Genomic DNA, 16958 nt, shown 5'->3' with positions numbered 1-16958 from the left:
ATTATTTTACGCTTCGTAATTAATAGTCACATACGTTCAGACATTCATTTACCTATTGCAAGCGAACCCATTAAGCAGTCTTAACAAAAGCGACGGTTATCACATTCCTGTCACACTTTAAGATTTCCCTCAGCCTCTCCTCCCCGCTCATCCTCCCCGCTGAATTTGGTGCAGGAGGAGGAGCACGTAATGGCTGACGCGCAGAATGAAGCACATTCACCTCCGCCCTTACAGGACTGATTATGAAATTTGATCGCACCCAGTTTAAACACGCGCTAACCCGCCAATGGCAACGTTTTGGTCTGCACGATGCGCAAGAGATGACGCCCAATCAATGGTGGCAGGCGCTGAGTGGCGCGCTGGCCGACATGCTGGCGGAGATGCCTGCGCCGCCATCAGCCACACCGCAACGCCACGTTAACTACATCTCAATGGAGTTTTTGATTGGCCGACTGACCGGTAACAATCTGCTCAACCTTGGCTGGTATGACGAGGTCAACGCGGCGCTGGCCGAGTGGAATATCACGCTGAGCGACGTGGAAGAGTGTGAAACCGATCCGGCGCTGGGCAACGGCGGTTTGGGCCGGCTCGCTGCCTGTTTTCTCGATTCGATGGCGACGGTTGGACAACCCGCCACCGGCTACGGACTCAATTATCAATATGGCCTGTTCCGCCAGCACTTCGTTGATGGCGCGCAGCAGGAGATGCCGGATAACTGGCAGCGCGATAGCTATCCGTGGTTTAACCACAACGCGGCGCTAACCGTGCAGGTGCATCTCGGTGGCAAAGTCATCACGCAGAATGGCGTTGTGCGCTGGGAGCCGGCGGTGCAAATTCTGGGCGAAGCCTGGGATCTGCCGGTGGTCGGTTATCAGAATGGCGTTACCCAGCCGCTGCGTCTGTGGCAGGCAAAGCATGCGCAGCCGTTTAATCTGCAGCGCTTCAATAACGGGGATTTCCTGCGCGCCGAGCAGCCGGGCATTGAGGCCGAAAAACTCACTAAAGTGCTCTATCCCAACGACCATCACGACAACGGCAAAAAGCTGCGTCTGATGCAGCAATATTTCCAGTGTGCCTGTTCGCTGGCGGACATTCTGCGCCGTCACCAACGCGCCGGACGCAGCATTGCCAGCTTGCCGGATTATGAAGTGATTCAGCTTAACGATACCCATCCCACTCTGGCGATCCCCGAATTGATGCGTCTGCTGCTGGATGAACACGCGCTAAGCTGGGACGAGGCGTGGCACATCACCCAGCGCACCTTTGCCTATACCAATCACACCTTGATGCCTGAAGCGCTGGAGTGCTGGGATGTACGCATGGTGCGCGCCCTGCTGCCGCGCCATATGCTGGTCGTTAACCAACTCAATGCTCAGTTGAAGAAGCAGGTTGAGGCGCACTGGCCGGGCGACGAAGCGACTTGGGCGAAACTGGCGCTGGTACACAACAATCAGCTGCGCATGGCCAATCTCTGCGTCACCAGCGGCTTTGCGGTGAACGGTGTGGCGGCGCTGCACTCGCAGCTGGTGGTGAAAGACCTGTTCCCGGAATATCACGCGCTGTGGCCAGAAAAATTCCATAACGTCACCAACGGCATCACGCCGCGCCGCTGGATTAATCAGTGCAATCCGGCGCTGGCGGCGTTGATCACTAAAACTCTTGATCAGCCGTGGCTCACCGATCTCGATCAGCTGAAAGCGTTAGAAACTTACGCCGATCACGCCGCATTTCAGGCGGAGTATCGCACCATCAAGCAGCAGAACAAGGTTGCACTCACGCAATGGATTGCTGAACGCACCGGCATCAAGGTGAATCCTGAGGCGATGTTTGATGTGCAGATTAAGCGCCTGCACGAGTACAAGCGTCAGCATCTGGCGCTGCTGCACATTATCGCGCTGTGGCAAACGCTGGTGAGCGATCCGCAGGCCAACCTGACGCCGCGCGTGGTGCTGTTTGGCGCCAAAGCTGCGCCGGGTTATGTGCTGGCCAAGAACATCATCTACGCGATCAACAAAGTGGCGGCCACCATCAACAACGATCCGCGCATTGGCGACCGCCTCAAAGTGGTGTTTGTGCCTGATTACAACGTTTCGGTTGCCGAACGACTGATTCCGGCAGCGGATCTGTCCGAGCAGATTTCTACCGCCGGCAAAGAGGCATCCGGCACCGGCAACATGAAGCTGGCGCTGAACGGTGCCTTAACCATCGGCACGCTGGATGGCGCTAATGTGGAGATCGCCGAGCAGGTTGGGTCCGATAATATCTTTATCTTTGGTCATACCGTTGATCAGGTTAACGCGTTGAAAGCGGAAGGCTACTCACCTGACGCCTGGCGCAAAAAAGATGCGCAGCTGGATCGGGTATTGAAAGCGTTGGAAGACGGCACCTTTAGTGACGGCGACGTCACCGCGTTCGAGCCGCTGCTGCACAGCCTGAGCGCCAAAGGCGGCGATCCTTATCTGGTGCTGGCCGATTTTCGTCACTACCTCAATGCGCAGGCGCAGGCTGAAACCTTGTGGGCCGATCAACATGGCTGGACGCGCGCTGCGATTCTCAACACCGCGCGCTGCGGGATGTTCAGCGCCGACCGCGCCATCCGCGACTATCAGCAACGCATCTGGCAGGCCGCGCGATGAACAGCACTATCACGCCAACCGCTGAAATCGCCAGTGAATACATCGACGCGCACGGGCAGCTGCAATCGGTCTCTGCCGTTACCCGCCAGCGTTTGCTGGCGGCGATGCATCCCGCGAAACCGCACGCTTCGCCGCTGCCGCCGGTGCTGATTGTACAGGGAGAACACGCGGAGATTGTGCTGCCTGCATCCGGCATAGCAGGCGAGTGGCAGCTGATCGCGGAACAGGGCGAAAGCTGGCACGGGCGCGCTATCGCCAACCAGCCGATCGTTTTGCCTGCGCTGCCTTTGGGTTATCACCAGCTCAGCTACACCGCACATCAGAAGGCGTTTCGCTGCCGGATTGTTGTCGCGCCGGTTCGCTGTTACGAGCCGCCAGCCATCCAGCAAGGGCAATCGCTGTGGGGCGCCTGCATTCAGCTTTATACGCTGCGATCGGCATCCAACTGGGGAATCGGCGACTTCAGCGACTTAAAGCAGATGCTGGTCGAGGTCGCGCAGCGCGGCGGTGCCTGCATTGGGCTGAACCCGCTGCATGCGCTGTTCCCAGCGACGCCGGAGAGCGCCAGCCCGTACAGCCCGTCGTCGCGGCGCTGGCTCAATATGCTGTATATCGACGTCGCCGCCGTTGAGGATTTTACGCTGAGTGAAGATGCTCAGCGCTGGTGGCAAGCAGCCAGCACGCAACTGGTGTTACAGGCGACGCGGGATGCTGAGTGGGTCGATTACTCAGCGGTAACTGCGCTCAAACTGCAGGCGCTGCGCCTCGCCTGGCAGCACTTCAGGAAGCGCGGCGCGGAAGATGACCGGGTTGTCGCCTTTGAAAGCTTTATGCAGCAAGGCGGTGAAAGTTTGCTGCATCAGGGCGTTTTCGATGCCCTGCACGCCGCGCAGATCGCCGAAGACCCTCAGCGCTACGACTGGACAACCTGGCCTGCGGCGTTGCAGTCGCCCGACAGCGCAGCGGTGCGGGCATTCCGCATCGAACACACCTACGAAGTGCGCTTTTATCTGTGGCTGCAATGGCTGGCCGCACGCCAGTTCGCTGACTGCTGGGCGGTTTGCCAGCAGCAGGCGATGCCGATTGGCTTATATCGCGATTTGGCGGTGGGCGTGGCGCAGGGCGGCGCAGAAACCTGGAGCGATCGCGAGCTTTACTGCTTGCAGGCCAGCGTCGGCGCGCCGCCCGATATTCTCGGCCCGCTGGGCCAGAACTGGGGATTGCCGCCGATGGATCCACAGATTATGCAGTCGCGCGCCTACGAGCCGTGGATTGCGCTGCTGCGCGCCAACATGCACGACTGCGGCGCACTGCGCATCGATCACGTGATGGCGCTGCTGCGGTTGTGGTGGATCCCGCAGGGCGAAAGCGCGGCGGAAGGTGCGTATGTCCATTATCCCATCGACGATCTGCTGGCGATTCTGGCGCTGGAGAGTCAGCGTCATCACTGCATGGTGATTGGTGAGGATTTGGGGACGGTGCCGGAGAAGATTATCGGCAAGCTGCAGCAGGCGGGCGTTTACTCCTACAAAGTGCTCTATTTTGAGCAGACATCCAAAGTGGCCTTTCGCGCCCCTGCCCGCTGGCCACGTCAGGCGATGGCGGTCGCCACCACCCACGATATGCCAACCCTGCGCGGCTGGTGGCAAAGCGACGATCTACGGCTGGGCAGCGAGTTGGGGCTTTATCCCGATAAGCAGATTCTTGCCGGGCTGAACAAGTCGCGTTTGGCCGCACGACGCGCGCTGTTTAAGAGCCTGCAACGCAGCAGTTGCTTGCCCGAACAGGCCGAACCGCAGGTGATGGATCGGGCGTTAAGTGCGGCGATGCAGCGTTATCTGGCGGAGAGCAACAGCGCGCTGCTGGGCCTGCAACCCGAAGAGTGGCTTGATATGGCTTCCCCAGTGAATATCCCCGGCACCACCAGCCAATATCCCAACTGGCGGCGCAAACTCAGCGCCTCGCTGGAGGAGATGTTTGCTGACGTGGAGATAAACGCGTTGTTAGAGGATATTGATCAGCGACGGAAGCGGGTTTGATTGGGCATTTATATGTACCTGGTCGCCATAAATGGCGACCCTACAGGATCGTAGGGTGCGCATTTATGCGCACCTGGCAAAAAAAGGTGCGCCGAAGCGCACCAGATGGGACAAATCAGCACTGCCGGGGCGGATTACCCCTTGCCTTTAACACTGCTGATAAACACTTGTCTGGCGGAGGTGGAACCTAAACGCTCGGCCTCATCCAGTAGCTTCAACGCCTTATCGATATTGCCCTTCTCAACCGCTTCGCGGATGTTCTGATTAAAGTAACCTTCGGTATCCGTCATGATCGGTTTAGGTTTTGCGTCCGAAACCGGGGCAGCACGATAAGTCGCAGGCGCAACCGGCTGTGTATTGCCGACGGTAACCGGTGCCGGGCCCGATGATCCAAACAGCGGCCCAACCAGAATTGATGAACCTGAACTGGTTTTCACTTTGAGTTTCAGCGTGCCATCGCGGCTGTGCTGGGCAATCGGATCAGGGATATCCGGTACCGCATTACCGGTGCCGCGTGCGTAGGCTTTAGCCGGATCGAGTAAGGTGGTGGTTTCGGTCAAATCCTTCTCAGTAGTGAACACCAGCAGATAGATCTTTTGCTGACCCAGCGCCGGCGTCAGTTTCATCACACCTTCCAGCCGATCCGCCGCCATCACGCCCGGCTGCTGATAGGTGAAAAAGCGCGCCGGGAACCAGGCTGCTGGACGCATATTCTCATCCAGCACCAGCACATTCGGCGCAAATACCTGATTTTGTTTAACTTCACTGCTGAGCGTAATAGTGAGCTCACCGATATTCGCTGGCAGGCTATAAGCGGCCACCGAACCCGTCACGCCTGCGGCGTTCAGGTTGGCATGGTTTTCACTCAGCGTGGTGACCTGCGTGCGGGAGGGTTCTACCGGCAGCCAGCTCAGCGTTTGCAGGCTGGCGGTGGGGAATGTCGGTGCGGCAGAGAGATCCTGTGGCACCAGATTGACATCAGCCAGCGCCGGTAAACTTTGACCGGCCAGCAACGCGGCGCTCAGGCAGAGCGCAAAAACCGTTTTTTTCATTCTCATTTTATAACCTCAAAAAACTGTCAGGCGGCGGCGCGAACCAGGCAATGGCGCGCCGCGCCGAAAAGAGAGCGTATCAGTTAAGCCACAAGCGGGAGCATTACCACCAAATCTCCATCTGCGCCCCGAATGTCACTTCATCGTTGTTGCCACGGCTGTTGGTCAGAATGCCGTTGCCGCTGCTGTCGTTAGAGGCAAAGGAGGTCAAATCACCTGAGCTGTCTTTGCTGTAGCCCCATTTCTCATCCCACTTGGCGTAGGTGGCGAACAGACGCAGCGCCGGACGCGACCAGATGCTGTCACCCGCCTGCCACTGTTGTGCCAGCGTCACTTTGTACTGGCCGTTGCGCTCGTTTACCTGCTGCGATTTGACGTTGTCGTAGCCCACTTCAAGCAGCGTGCTCATGATCGGCGTCCATTTGTACATCGGGCGCACGCCCACGGTGTACCACTCGGTACCACGGTTGTTATCCAGATCGGTGTTCTGGTACATGGCGACGTACATCAGATCCCAGCGATCGGCGAGGTTAATTGCGCCGTGATCGAGTACGCGATACATGCTGCCGCTGTTGTTGATGTTGGTGCCCTGCGGCAAGCCTTTGCCTTGTGAGGTCAACGCATCGGTGGCGTACTGCAGCACGAATTTGTTGTAGCCCTTCATCATGCTCTGCGTATGTTCGGCGGTGAACATCCAGCCATCTTTAGAGGCGTTATCTTCGAGGCGATAACCGTCACGCGCGTTGGCGCGGCCATAATCGACGCCCAATTCCAGCACACCGTTCGGGTTGGTTTCGAGGCCCGCTAAACGCACATCAAACACGTCGTTGGCGGTGCTGGTGGCGTAATCACGAATCTGATCGCTGGAGAAGGTGTAAGAACCGCCCGCTTCCGAGGAGCGCGTGGCGGCAAAAGAGAGTTTGCCGAAGCCGAGATCCACATCTTCCAGACCGGCACCGGGACCGGAAATATCCCAGTAGTAGAAGTCGATCATATGTACGTCATGACGCTGGTAGAAACGCTTACCGGCCCAGATGGTGGAACCCGGCAGCGCGTCAATCAGATTTTTGCCCTTCACGTTGGCTTCACGGAACGCCGGGGATGTCGCTTCCCAGTCATTCTGCTGGGAAACTGAATAGGCGACGTTGGTATCGAAATAGAAGCTCTTATCGCCCTCTTTCCACACTTCCTGGCCCAGCTTCAGCTCAGCGTAGGTTTCACATTCGTTGCCCAGACGGTATTTACTTTGTGCGCCGGTGGCCTGAAAACATTGCTGTTCCCCGCCGCTGCCGGTCCAGCCGATGCCGGAACGGGCATAGCCGGTAAAATCGACTGCCATCGACGGGGCAGCGAGCGTACCTGCCGCGATAGCAACCGCGATAGGGAGTTTGCGCAGAGTTAACATTTTCTATCTCCTGAGGTCATTGCTTTTATTGTTTTGCAGGGCTAAACACCGGGTTCCTGATGCAACCTGCGACAGGCGCTGCCATCTTCACGGAAAAGATGGCAACGCTCTGGCGGCAGGCCGATGCCCATCAGGGCGCCCTCTTCTACCAGCACGACGTCCTCCTGGCGATAAACCAGGCTTTGACGAATGGCGGGAATCTGGATATGAATTTGCGTTTCGTGTCCCAGCTGCTCGACCACCGTCACCTCGCCTTCGAGGGTGACGTCAGCGATATCGCTGGAGAGCAGATGTTCAGGACGAATGCCTAACGACATGTTGCTGCCCACCTGCACACCCGCGCTGTCAACCGGCAGCCACACCAGTTGGGTGTTGGGTAAACGCACCTGCACCTGATCGATAGCGGTGGCGGTAACTTTTACCGGTAAGAAATTCATGCGCGGTGAGCCGATAAAACCGGCGACGAAACGATTGGCGGGATAGTGATAAAGCTCGAGCGGCTTGCCGACCTGGGCAACGTGGCCGCCATCTAACACCACGATCTTGTCGGCCAGCGTCATCGCTTCGGTCTGATCGTGGGTGACGTAAATCATGGTGCGCTTCAAACGCTTATGCAGACGTGAGATCTCAATGCGCATTTGCACCCGCAACGCGGCATCGAGGTTAGAGAGCGGCTCATCGAGTAAAAACACGCGCGGTTCTGCCACCAGCGTACGGCCAATCGCCACGCGCTGACGCTGCCCGCCCGACAGCGCTTTCGGACGTCGCTCCAGCAGATGCGCCAGCTGCAGCACTTCCGCTACCTGATTAACGCGCTGCTGGATCTCCGCTTTGCGCGTGCCCGCCAGCTTCAGGCCGAACGACATGTTCTCGGCCACCGAAAGATGGGGATAAAGCGCGTAGGACTGAAACACCATGCCGATGCCGCGCTCGGCGGGCGGCACCTCATTCATGCGTTTGTCGCCAATAAACAGATCGCCGCTGGTGATGGTTTCCAGACCGGCAATCATGCGCAGCAGCGTCGATTTGCCGCAGCCTGAAGGTCCGACAAAAACCACGAACTCTCCTTCGGCGATCTCAAGGCTGATGTTTTTCGACACCTCGGTTTCGCCCCACACCTTGGAGACACTGCGCAACGTAACACTCGACATGATGCTTTCCTCTCAGCTTGCTATTCCTTGTCCGCAAATCGGCGGACAGACCCCGGCGACCACTATGGGCAAGGACATCAAGGCCGACATCCTCCACCGCAGCGCGTCAGCGTGGGGGAGGAGACGGGAGGAGGAGATCGTGCAGACGCGTCTGATAAAACGCGGCAGGCAACCATTTTTGTGAGCTATGACGCAGAGCAGAGCGACGATTGTGTGCGCCAGTCCGTGATAACCGGGTGTTTTTGCAACACAGATCACATCAGATACCAGGCAGGCGTAGAGGCAGGGAGGATGAGAAGCGGCGGCAGATACTCACAATGTGGCAGGTAAAACGATTTCCGTTTCCGCTAACAGGATGGAGTTATGACAATGAAAACCGGTGCACGCATTCTTGCCCTTTCCGCCCTGACGGCCGTGCTGTTTTCAGCTTCTGCCGTTGCAAAGATTGAAGAGGGAAAGCTGGTCATCTGGATCAACGGCGACAAGGGCTACAACGGACTGGCTGAAGTGGGTAAGAAGTTTGAGCAGGAAACCGGCATCAAAGTGACGGTTGAGCATCCGGACAAAATGGAAGAGAAGTATCCGCAGGTTGCCGCCACTGGCGATGGCCCGGACATCATCTTCTGGGCACACGACCGTTTCGGCGGTTATGCGCAGTCAGGCTTGTTAGCGGAGATATCCCCGGACGCGCGCTTCCAGGAGAAAATCTTCCCGTTCACCTGGGACGCGGTGCGCTTCAACGGCAAGCTGATCGGTTATCCGATTTCGGTGGAATCCTTATCCCTCATCTACAACAAAGATCTGCTGCCTGAGCCGCCAAAAAGCTGGGAAGAGATCGCCGCCATTGATAAGAAAATGCGCGCGCAAGGCAAGAGCGCCATGATGTTCAACCTGCAGGAACCGTACTTCACCTGGCCGCTGCTGGCGGCGGGCGGCGCTTATGCCTTTAAGCTCAACGATGGCCGCTACGACGTGAAAGATACCGGCGTGGATAACGCTGGCGCCAAAGCGGGCATGAAATTCCTTGTCGACCAGGTGAAGGCGAAAACGCTGAATGCCGATACCGATTACTCCATCGCTGAAGCCGCTTTCAACAAGGGGCAAACCGCCATGACCATCAACGGGCCGTGGGCGTGGAGCAACATCGATAAGAGCAAAATCAACTACGGCGTCACGCTGTTGCCAACGCTGAACGGCAAAAATTCCAAAACCTTTGTCGGCGTGCTGAGTGCTGGGATCAATGCCGCCAGCCCGAACAAAGAGCTGGCCAAAGAGTTCCTGGAAAATTACCTGCTTACCGATTCTGGTCTTGATGCGGTCAATAAAGACAAACCGCTTGGCGCGGTGGCGCTGAAATCGTTCCAGCAGACGCTGGAGAAGGATGAGCGCATTGCCGCCACCATGACCAACGCGCGCAACGGCGACATTATGCCGAACATCCCGCAGATGGCCGCCTTCTGGTACGCGATGCGCACCGCCACGCTGAATGCGCTGAGCGGACGTCAAAGCGTCGATGCGGCGCTGAAAGATGCGCAGGCACGACTCAACAAGTAATCCTCTCTACCAGAGCCGGCGCAATCCGGCTCGTTACTGGCTGTTAAGGAAAACCGCATCATGTCAGGAAAACCGAAAACAGCACGGTTCAGCGCCGTGCTGAAGGCTCTTTTTCTCGGTATCTGCTGTCTGCTGGTCGGCTATCTGCTCGTGCTGATGTATGCAAAAGGTGAATATCTGTTTGCGCTGGTGACGCTGATTATCAGCGCCGTCGGCATCTGGATTTATGCCAATCGTCGCGCCTATGCCTGGCGTTATGTCTATCCCGGCCTCGCCGGCATGGCGCTGTTCGTGCTGTTTCCCCTCGCCTGCACCGTGGCGATTGCCTTTACCAACTACAGCAGCACCAACCAGCTGACGCTGGAACGCGCGCAACAAGTGCTGTTGAGCCGTCAATATCAGGATGGTTCGGCGCTGAACTTCTCATTGATTCCGGCGGGCGATCGCTGGCAACTGGTGCTGACCGAAGCGGCCAACGGGCAAACCTTCGTCTCGCCTGCGTTTGCCTTTGGCGGAGCGCAAAAGCTGAAACTGACCAGCGCCCCGCCACCGCCGGGCGAACGCGCCACGTTGCGCATCGTCACCACTAATCGCCAGGCGCTGAACCAGATTCAGGCCGAACTGCCGGATGGTCGTTTGGTGGTGATGAGCTCGTTGCGCCAGTTCTCCGGCACGCGCCCGTTGTATGTGCTGCAAGCCAACGGCGATCTGAAAAACCAGCAAAGCGGCGTGCTATATCAGGCCAATCGTGAGAGCGGTTTCTATCAGAACAGCAGCGGCGAAGCGCTGAGCCCGGGCTTCACGGTGAATACCGGCTGGAAGAATTTCATTCGCGTGTTTACCGATGAAGGGATTCAAAAACCGTTTCTGGCGATCTTTGGCTGGACGCTGCTGTTTTCCTTCGTGACGGTGATTCTCACCGTGGCGGTCGGCATGGTGCTGGCGTGTCTGGTGCAGTGGGAAGCGCTGAAAGGCAAAGCGGTGTATCGCGTGATGCTGATTTTGCCCTACGCCGTGCCCGCTTTTATCTCGATACTGATTTTCAAAGGCTTGTTCAACCAGAGCTTCGGTGAAATCAACGTGATGCTGCAAGCACTGTTTGGCTTCCAGCCCGCGTGGTTCAGCGATCCAACGCTGGCGCGCACCATGCTGATTATTGTGAATACCTGGCTCGGCTATCCCTACATGATGATTCTCTGCATGGGGCTGCTGAAAGCGATTCCGGACGATCTCTATGAAGCCTCGGCGATGGACGGTGCCGGGCCGCTGCAGAACTTCTTCCTGATTACTCTGCCGCTGCTGTTGAAGCCGCTGATGCCGCTGATGATCGCCAGTTTTGCCTTTAACTTTAATAACTTCGTGCTGGTGCAGCTGCTGACCAACGGCGGACCGGATCGAATCGGCACCACCACGCCAGCCGGTTACACCGATTTGCTGGTCAATTACACCTGGCGCATTGCGTTTGAAGGTGGCGGGGGACAGGACTTTGGTCTGGCGGCGGCGATTGCCACGCTGATCTTCCTGCTGGTGGGCGCGCTGGCAGTGATCAATCTTAAAGCCGTGCGGATGAAATTCGATTAAGGAGGCGTTATGGCTATGGTGCAACCCAAATCGCAAAAGCTGCGTCTGTTAATGACGCATCTGCTGCTGCTGATATTTATTGCGGGAATACTGTTTCCGCTGCTGATGGTCTTCGCCATCTCGCTGCGCGCTGGCAACTTCGCCACCGGCTCGCTGATCCCGGAGCAGATTTCCTGGGAACACTGGCAGCTGGCGTTAGGTTTTAGCGTCGAGCACGCCGATGGCCGCGTGACGCCACCGCCCTTCCCGGTGCTGCTCTGGCTGTGGAACTCGGTGAAAATCGCCGCCATTAGCGCGATTGGCATTGTGGCGCTTTCCACCACCTGCGCGTATGCCTTTGCGCGCATGCGTTTTGCCGGGCGCGCCACGCTGTTAAAAGGCATGCTGATTTTCCAGATGTTCCCAGCCGTGCTGTCGCTGGTGGCGCTGTATGCGCTGTTTGACCGTCTGGGACAATATCTGCCGTTTATCGGCCTGAATACGCATGGCGGCGTGATCTTTGCCTATCTCGGCGGCATCGCCCTGCACGTCTGGACCATTAAAGGCTATTTCGAAACCATCGATGGATCACTGGAAGAAGCCGCCGCACTGGATGGCGCTACGCCGTGGCAGGCTTTCCGGCTGGTGCTGCTACCGCTCTCGGTGCCGATTCTGGCGGTGGTGTTTATTCTGGCGTTTATCGCTGCGGTTACTGAAGTGCCGGTCGCGTCGCTGCTGTTGCGCGATGTGAATAGCTACACGCTGGCGGTCGGCATGCAGCAATATCTCAACCCGCAAAACTATCTATGGGGCGATTTTGCGGCGGCGGCGGTGCTCTCTGCAATTCCGATTACGCTGGTGTTCCTGCTGGCACAACGCTGGCTGGTCAGCGGCCTGACCGCCGGTGGTGTGAAAGGCTAACCCGTTTATTATCCTCCTTCCTCAATGTTCACTGCAATTGAGGGTTTTGGCGGCCTTAGGGCCGCTTTTTTTATGGGGTGGATATTGTTGATTATTTATTACTTTAGGTAAATAGCGTTGTAATGCGCATTTGAAATACCCGCCATATTCTTACACTATTATTTAGAACACCATAACAGTTCACATTCTTTAGAAAAACACAGCATATAATTACATTAGCCAATCAATTGAAAATATTATAGGGAAAATTAATAAATAATTAAAAACCTTGAAAAATCATGGCATGATTGGTCTTTTACCATTGTTAAATAAAGCCGATCTCGAAATTAAATCTCTAAATTTCGTTTCACCTCTATTTTGCCATGCGTCGTAAGTCGCACTAGTATGATTATATGTCGAAGATTTACAAAAAAAGACAAAACTCCCCGTAATATAACGACTGATGATTCTTGATGTTAATGGAAGCTGGACGCCTTGATACTCATTAATTTCCCAGCCAGAGGGCTCAATATAACGACCAGGTGATAGCTCGATTAAGTATTCATCCATACCTTTATACCCTAGAGTTGTGATTCCTGTAGGCGTTATATCTTCACACTCCAACCAGAAATAATTCCATTCAGGGTCATATCCAAAAGATTCATAAACAAGTTTTTTTGGCTTGAGAACTTCCGCACTACGTTCAGAGACAATTAATGCAATAAATCCTTCTTCAGCAGCAAGCTCAGCACTTATAAGGTCGTTTCCTCCCCCGGTGGGATAAAACATATGATTCAATGCTTGCCTGCTAGCTATCAGATTTAAAACACTTACGATTTCTCTAACATCATTCCATTCGGCACGAGCTGGAGCACTGAAAGGGAAAAGTAGGTTCTGTATTTCAAACCATTCGGTAAGATTGCGCTGAATAAAATTTTGATTAATATTCACCCAAAAGCTAAGTTGATCTAAGAATACTTGAGCGGTTGGTCGCATCTCAGGATCATTACTGGTTGATTGCTCCAAAAGCTTATCTAAGGGTGAAAGAAGCAAATCCTTAATATAATGATTAAGCCCAATACTTGATGTAGAAACATACTGCCCATCAAATCCAAGAAATTCTTTAGTTAATGCCATCCATAAAGATTTTGCTAACGAATATATATCCGCTGGTATACCATCTGCTTTGTTAGCGATCCGCCTCATTTCTGGGGCCATTGTGAACTTTGCACCAACATCTCTAAAATCAGGTGTTAATTCGATTCTTTCCGGGTATTTAACTAATCCAAAATCCGCCAAGTAAACTCTTTCATTGAAAAATAAAAAATTGTCAGGTTTGATGTCCCGATGTGAAATTTTCTTTTCGTGTAGTTCAGCAACGGTTTGAACCAAAGGTATAAAATCGGTCACTATCTGAATGGGACTTTTTGAAACTATATGTTCCCTGAAAGTAGTTGCAAGAGGCATAACATACCAAGCTTTATCTTTTTTTAAGTTTTCTGGCAAATAATAATCAATAAGTGGCATAACACCTGATATATCTATTTCATTAAGAAAGTTAACTTCTATTTTAAACCTGTCATACGTGACGTCTTGAACTTTCCTCAATACTTTTAGGGCGAAATTCTCTAAACCATCATCTGATTGTATATTGTATACATCCCCATTACCTCCATCACCAAGGAAACCTATTATTGAAAAACCTTCAATGGGACATTTGTATTGGTTAATCATTTAAAATCCAGTAATTTTAGATATTATTAGAGTTTTTTCTGCCGCCAGCCTTTAGGGTCGATCTGAAAAGCGTGTGCACATCACCTAAGTTTCGCTGGGCAGGTTATTAGATTAATATTGTTAATGAGATTAAGCAATCATCCTCTCATTCCATCCATCCTTAAACACAATGTTACCGTCCACGTATTTCCATGTGATCGTTTCATATCGTAGCTCAATATTTTCCAGATGCGTGCTGGTCTGGGCGTTTGGCAGCAAAGCCGGAGAGATGCTGGAGATTTTGACGTTTTCCAGAAGGATATTAAAATACTCGACCTCAATACCCGCTTCGTTAATTCGGTACATCTTGATGGTCGCTGATTTCAACGTTTTGGCCTGACACAGTGCACGAAACAGTATCGGCGTTGTTCTATCGAACTCTTTTTGAACGGATATTGGTGCATGAATCCTTGTGGCTGTTAGCCTGCCTGTATGCAAATCCACCGGGATCGTAATATTGTGCATGACTGAGTTGAGCTCTATCGAACCGAGTCTGGTCGGCATCATGCACGAGCCCAAAATTGGCGAACCGCTTTCATCTTCTAACCAGATATGTGCTGGAGTTGACATATTTATTCCTTTAAAGTTTTCTACATTTATAAACAACAAAAATATACGCGCAAAGGTAAATGATCCATACGCTCATCATCCCACTCTCGGGATAGAAATAAAATTTCAACATGCCAAACACGAGCGCACATAAAACGGGAACGTATATGCGTAATAGAAATTGCAATTGTGTTACCAACCACCTACTAAAAAACCCTCTCATAGTTTTACTCCGACTTAATCGTAAGTAAGTCTAACGAGCATTTACACCTAATCACATTAAAAACAGGCCATTTCTATAAGAGTCTAAAATTAGCAATCAAGGACATATGTTCACCCTACAAAAATAAAAAACCTAAACTGACATGCTTCAATCTTAATTCAACGACATTTATAGATAACAAATGACAGAGAGCACAGATAAAATATCCCTACACCTAACATACTGCTATCTGGAAAAAAGTAGATTTGTAGTAGCGCAAAAAGTACTGTTGATACTATCGGCACGTAAGTGCAGATCAGAAATTTCGATTCTGATATTAACCATTGCTTTAAAAATTTCTTCATCACTTGCCCACTAACTTCATCAATACTTCAGCGACTTCGTAATCTGAAAGCCATTGATTTCTTAGCGCACCAGCCCGTATGAATGAAGGTTCAATAAGGAAATACATCATTTCGAGTTCTCGCATATACAATGCCTGATAAAAAGGAGGGTGCATTATTTGCAAGCGCTTAGCGCTGTCTGCTGCGTTTTGAACTATGGCATAAATTCCCAATAATGACGCTGTCGCGCCAACTGCAGTACCAACATTACGCCCAACAGGAAGCGTTATATTCATCCCCAGAACGACAGCCATAGTCGCACCAGCACCAAATGCGCGAGTAGTCAGTGTGCTGGCTGCAATGTGAATGTTGGCTCGCATCAGATGTATTTTAATTACTTCAAGCTGCCTGTATGATCTGTGCTCAAGCTGATAGTCAATGTAAGTTTGCACCAGCGAATAAATAATATCTCTATCTTTGATTAACCGTATGACCGCTTTTCTGAAACGATTATCTTCCAGCATCTGATTTTTACAGACGTCAATGTATTCATCAGTAAAGCACGATGCATAAAATGAAAGCCGGGTTGCCCCTTTTTTGATCTTACTAACCTGATCGGAAACTGCATCAATAACACCGGAAACGGCATTGTCGAGCTTTTCTGCCAGAATCCTTTGCGCCTGAAGCTGCTTTATGACCGCATCACTGTGGTACATATATATCCCTATAGTTAATTCCGTTAACCATAAAAACTATAGGGTAATGATATAACTCCGTGAAGATAAATTTTAACCAGATGTGATCCTTATTCATAAAATAGGGATGTATAAATCCGCACTTAAATGTGTGTTTTATTCGTTTCAGTAAAGAAAACACTGAGATGTGTTGGTGTTTGAAATATCTATTATTTAATACGTAATTGCGTACAGATATATGTCATTCGTCTTGAGCTTATTAATGCGAAACGGTCGCCATAAATGGCGACCGTACGGGTTAATTCATCACTAACCCGCCATCAACGTACAACGTTTGTCCGGTGACAAATTCGCTCCAGTCGGAGGCCAGAAACAGCACTGGGCCAGTGACATCTTCCGGCCGCGCGATACGGCGCAGCGGGGTTTGCGCGGTGAGGAAATCGCGCACCTCTTCGCGTGTGGTCTGGCTGGCATCGGTGGGATAAACAAGGCCGGGCGCCACGCAGTTAACGCGAATTCCCAGCGGGCCAAGCTCCGTTGCCAGCGTGCGGCTAAAACCTGTCAGCGCCGCTTTCGCGGTGATGTAATCGTGATACGGCACCGATGGACGCGCCACCAAATCGCTGGTGAGATTGACGATGCTGCCGCGTACGCGCGCGCGCATTATAGGCAGCACCGCCTGGCAGACGTTATAGGCAGCTTTAACCGCGCCATCGAACTGCGACTGATATCCCGACCACGGCGTTTCCCAGAAACGCTGACGATTTTCGGTGTCGAAAACGTAAGGTGCGAAGGCGTTGTTGATCACCGCATCGAGGCGGCCGGTAGCGTTGATGATTTGCTCCATCATCGCGTTGACCTGCTGCACACAGGTGACATCTGCGGCAATCGCCAATGCATCGCCGCCCAATGCGCGGCACTCTGCAACTACGCTCGCTGCAGCAGCTTCGTTGCGCAGATAGTTCACCACCACAAATGCGCCTTCAGCGGCGAAGACTTTAGCGATTGCCGCACCAATGCCGCGACTTGCGCCGGTTACCAGAACTGTTTGGTTGGAGAATTTCATTGTTGCTCCTTAGGGATGGAGTGTGATTCAGC

Annotated in this window: 12 protein-coding genes; 5 read left to right on the top strand and 7 right to left on the bottom strand. The window is 53.2% G+C overall.

Annotation, left to right across the window (positions count from 1 at the left end; all coding sequences use genetic code 11):
- Positions 1–242: 242 nt before the first annotated feature.
- Positions 243–2636: a maltodextrin phosphorylase gene (malP, locus tag NR302_RS20250; protein WP_258145615.1), complete on the top strand. Its 2394-nt coding sequence runs from the start codon at positions 243–245 to the stop codon at positions 2634–2636.
- Positions 2633–4675 (top strand): 4-alpha-glucanotransferase, encoded by a 2043-nt coding sequence (malQ, locus tag NR302_RS20245; protein WP_258145614.1) that lies wholly within the window; start codon positions 2633–2635, stop codon positions 4673–4675. Before malP ends, malQ begins: the two co-directional genes overlap by 4 nt.
- Before the next feature lie 134 nt (positions 4676–4809).
- On the opposite strand, the gene malM is transcribed toward malQ, so the two are convergent.
- The 3 genes from malM to malK all read right to left on the bottom strand — a co-directional run bounded on the left by malM (position 4810) and on the right by malK (position 8283).
- The gene (gene malM / locus NR302_RS20240) at positions 4810–5733 is read right to left on the bottom strand and encodes a maltose operon protein MalM (protein ID WP_258145613.1); all 924 of its coding nucleotides are present in this window, start codon (positions 5731–5733) and stop codon (positions 4810–4812) included.
- A 97-nt stretch (positions 5734–5830) separates the two neighbouring features.
- The gene (locus NR302_RS20235) at positions 5831–7132 is read right to left on the bottom strand and encodes a maltoporin (RefSeq protein ID WP_179452535.1); all 1302 of its coding nucleotides are present in this window, start codon (positions 7130–7132) and stop codon (positions 5831–5833) included.
- 41 nt (positions 7133–7173) lie between these two features.
- Entirely contained in the window at positions 7174–8283 is a 1110-nt protein-coding gene (gene malK / locus NR302_RS20230) for a maltose/maltodextrin ABC transporter ATP-binding protein MalK (protein ID WP_061719670.1), read from the bottom strand.
- Between the two features lie 363 nt (positions 8284–8646).
- On the opposite strand from malK, the gene malE reads away from it, so the two are divergent.
- The 3 genes from malE to malG are packed head-to-tail and all read left to right on the top strand — an operon-like array spanning position 8647 to position 12318.
- The gene (gene malE, locus NR302_RS20225; RefSeq protein WP_154194289.1) at positions 8647–9837 is read left to right on the top strand and encodes a maltose/maltodextrin ABC transporter substrate-binding protein MalE; all 1191 of its coding nucleotides are present in this window, start codon (positions 8647–8649) and stop codon (positions 9835–9837) included.
- Positions 9838–9897: 60 nt separating this feature from the next.
- Positions 9898–11418 (top strand): maltose ABC transporter permease MalF, encoded by a 1521-nt coding sequence (gene malF, locus NR302_RS20220; RefSeq protein WP_154156714.1) that lies wholly within the window; start codon positions 9898–9900, stop codon positions 11416–11418.
- Between the two features lie 9 nt (positions 11419–11427).
- The gene (malG, locus tag NR302_RS20215; RefSeq protein ID WP_061719673.1) at positions 11428–12318 is read left to right on the top strand and encodes a maltose ABC transporter permease MalG; all 891 of its coding nucleotides are present in this window, start codon (positions 11428–11430) and stop codon (positions 12316–12318) included.
- 276 nt (positions 12319–12594) lie between these two features.
- Here malG and NR302_RS20210 read toward each other — a convergent pair whose 3' ends face one another.
- The 4 genes from NR302_RS20210 to NR302_RS20195 form a co-directional block, all read right to left on the bottom strand.
- Entirely contained in the window at positions 12595–14031 is a 1437-nt protein-coding gene (locus NR302_RS20210) for a protein kinase (RefSeq protein ID WP_258145612.1), read from the bottom strand.
- A gap of 129 nt (positions 14032–14160) precedes the next feature.
- Positions 14161–14640 carry a type VI secretion system tube protein TssD gene (locus tag NR302_RS20205; RefSeq protein ID WP_258145611.1) on the bottom strand — a complete coding sequence of 160 codons (480 nt, stop codon included), beginning with the start codon at positions 14638–14640 and terminating at the stop codon, positions 14161–14163.
- Between the two features lie 545 nt (positions 14641–15185).
- The gene (locus tag NR302_RS20200; RefSeq protein ID WP_258145610.1) at positions 15186–15881 is read right to left on the bottom strand and encodes a hypothetical protein; all 696 of its coding nucleotides are present in this window, start codon (positions 15879–15881) and stop codon (positions 15186–15188) included.
- Between the two features lie 277 nt (positions 15882–16158).
- Positions 16159–16926, bottom strand: coding sequence for an SDR family oxidoreductase (locus NR302_RS20195; RefSeq protein ID WP_258145609.1), 768 nt, complete (start codon positions 16924–16926; stop codon positions 16159–16161).
- Positions 16927–16958: the final 32 nt, after the last annotated feature.

This window comes from Pantoea sp. SOD02, assembly GCF_024707505.1.
Taxonomy (GTDB): Bacteria; Pseudomonadota; Gammaproteobacteria; order Enterobacterales; family Enterobacteriaceae; genus Pantoea; species Pantoea symbiotica.
The sequence above is the reverse complement of the archived record's forward strand: the minus strand, read 5'-3'. Positions and strand labels throughout refer to the sequence as shown.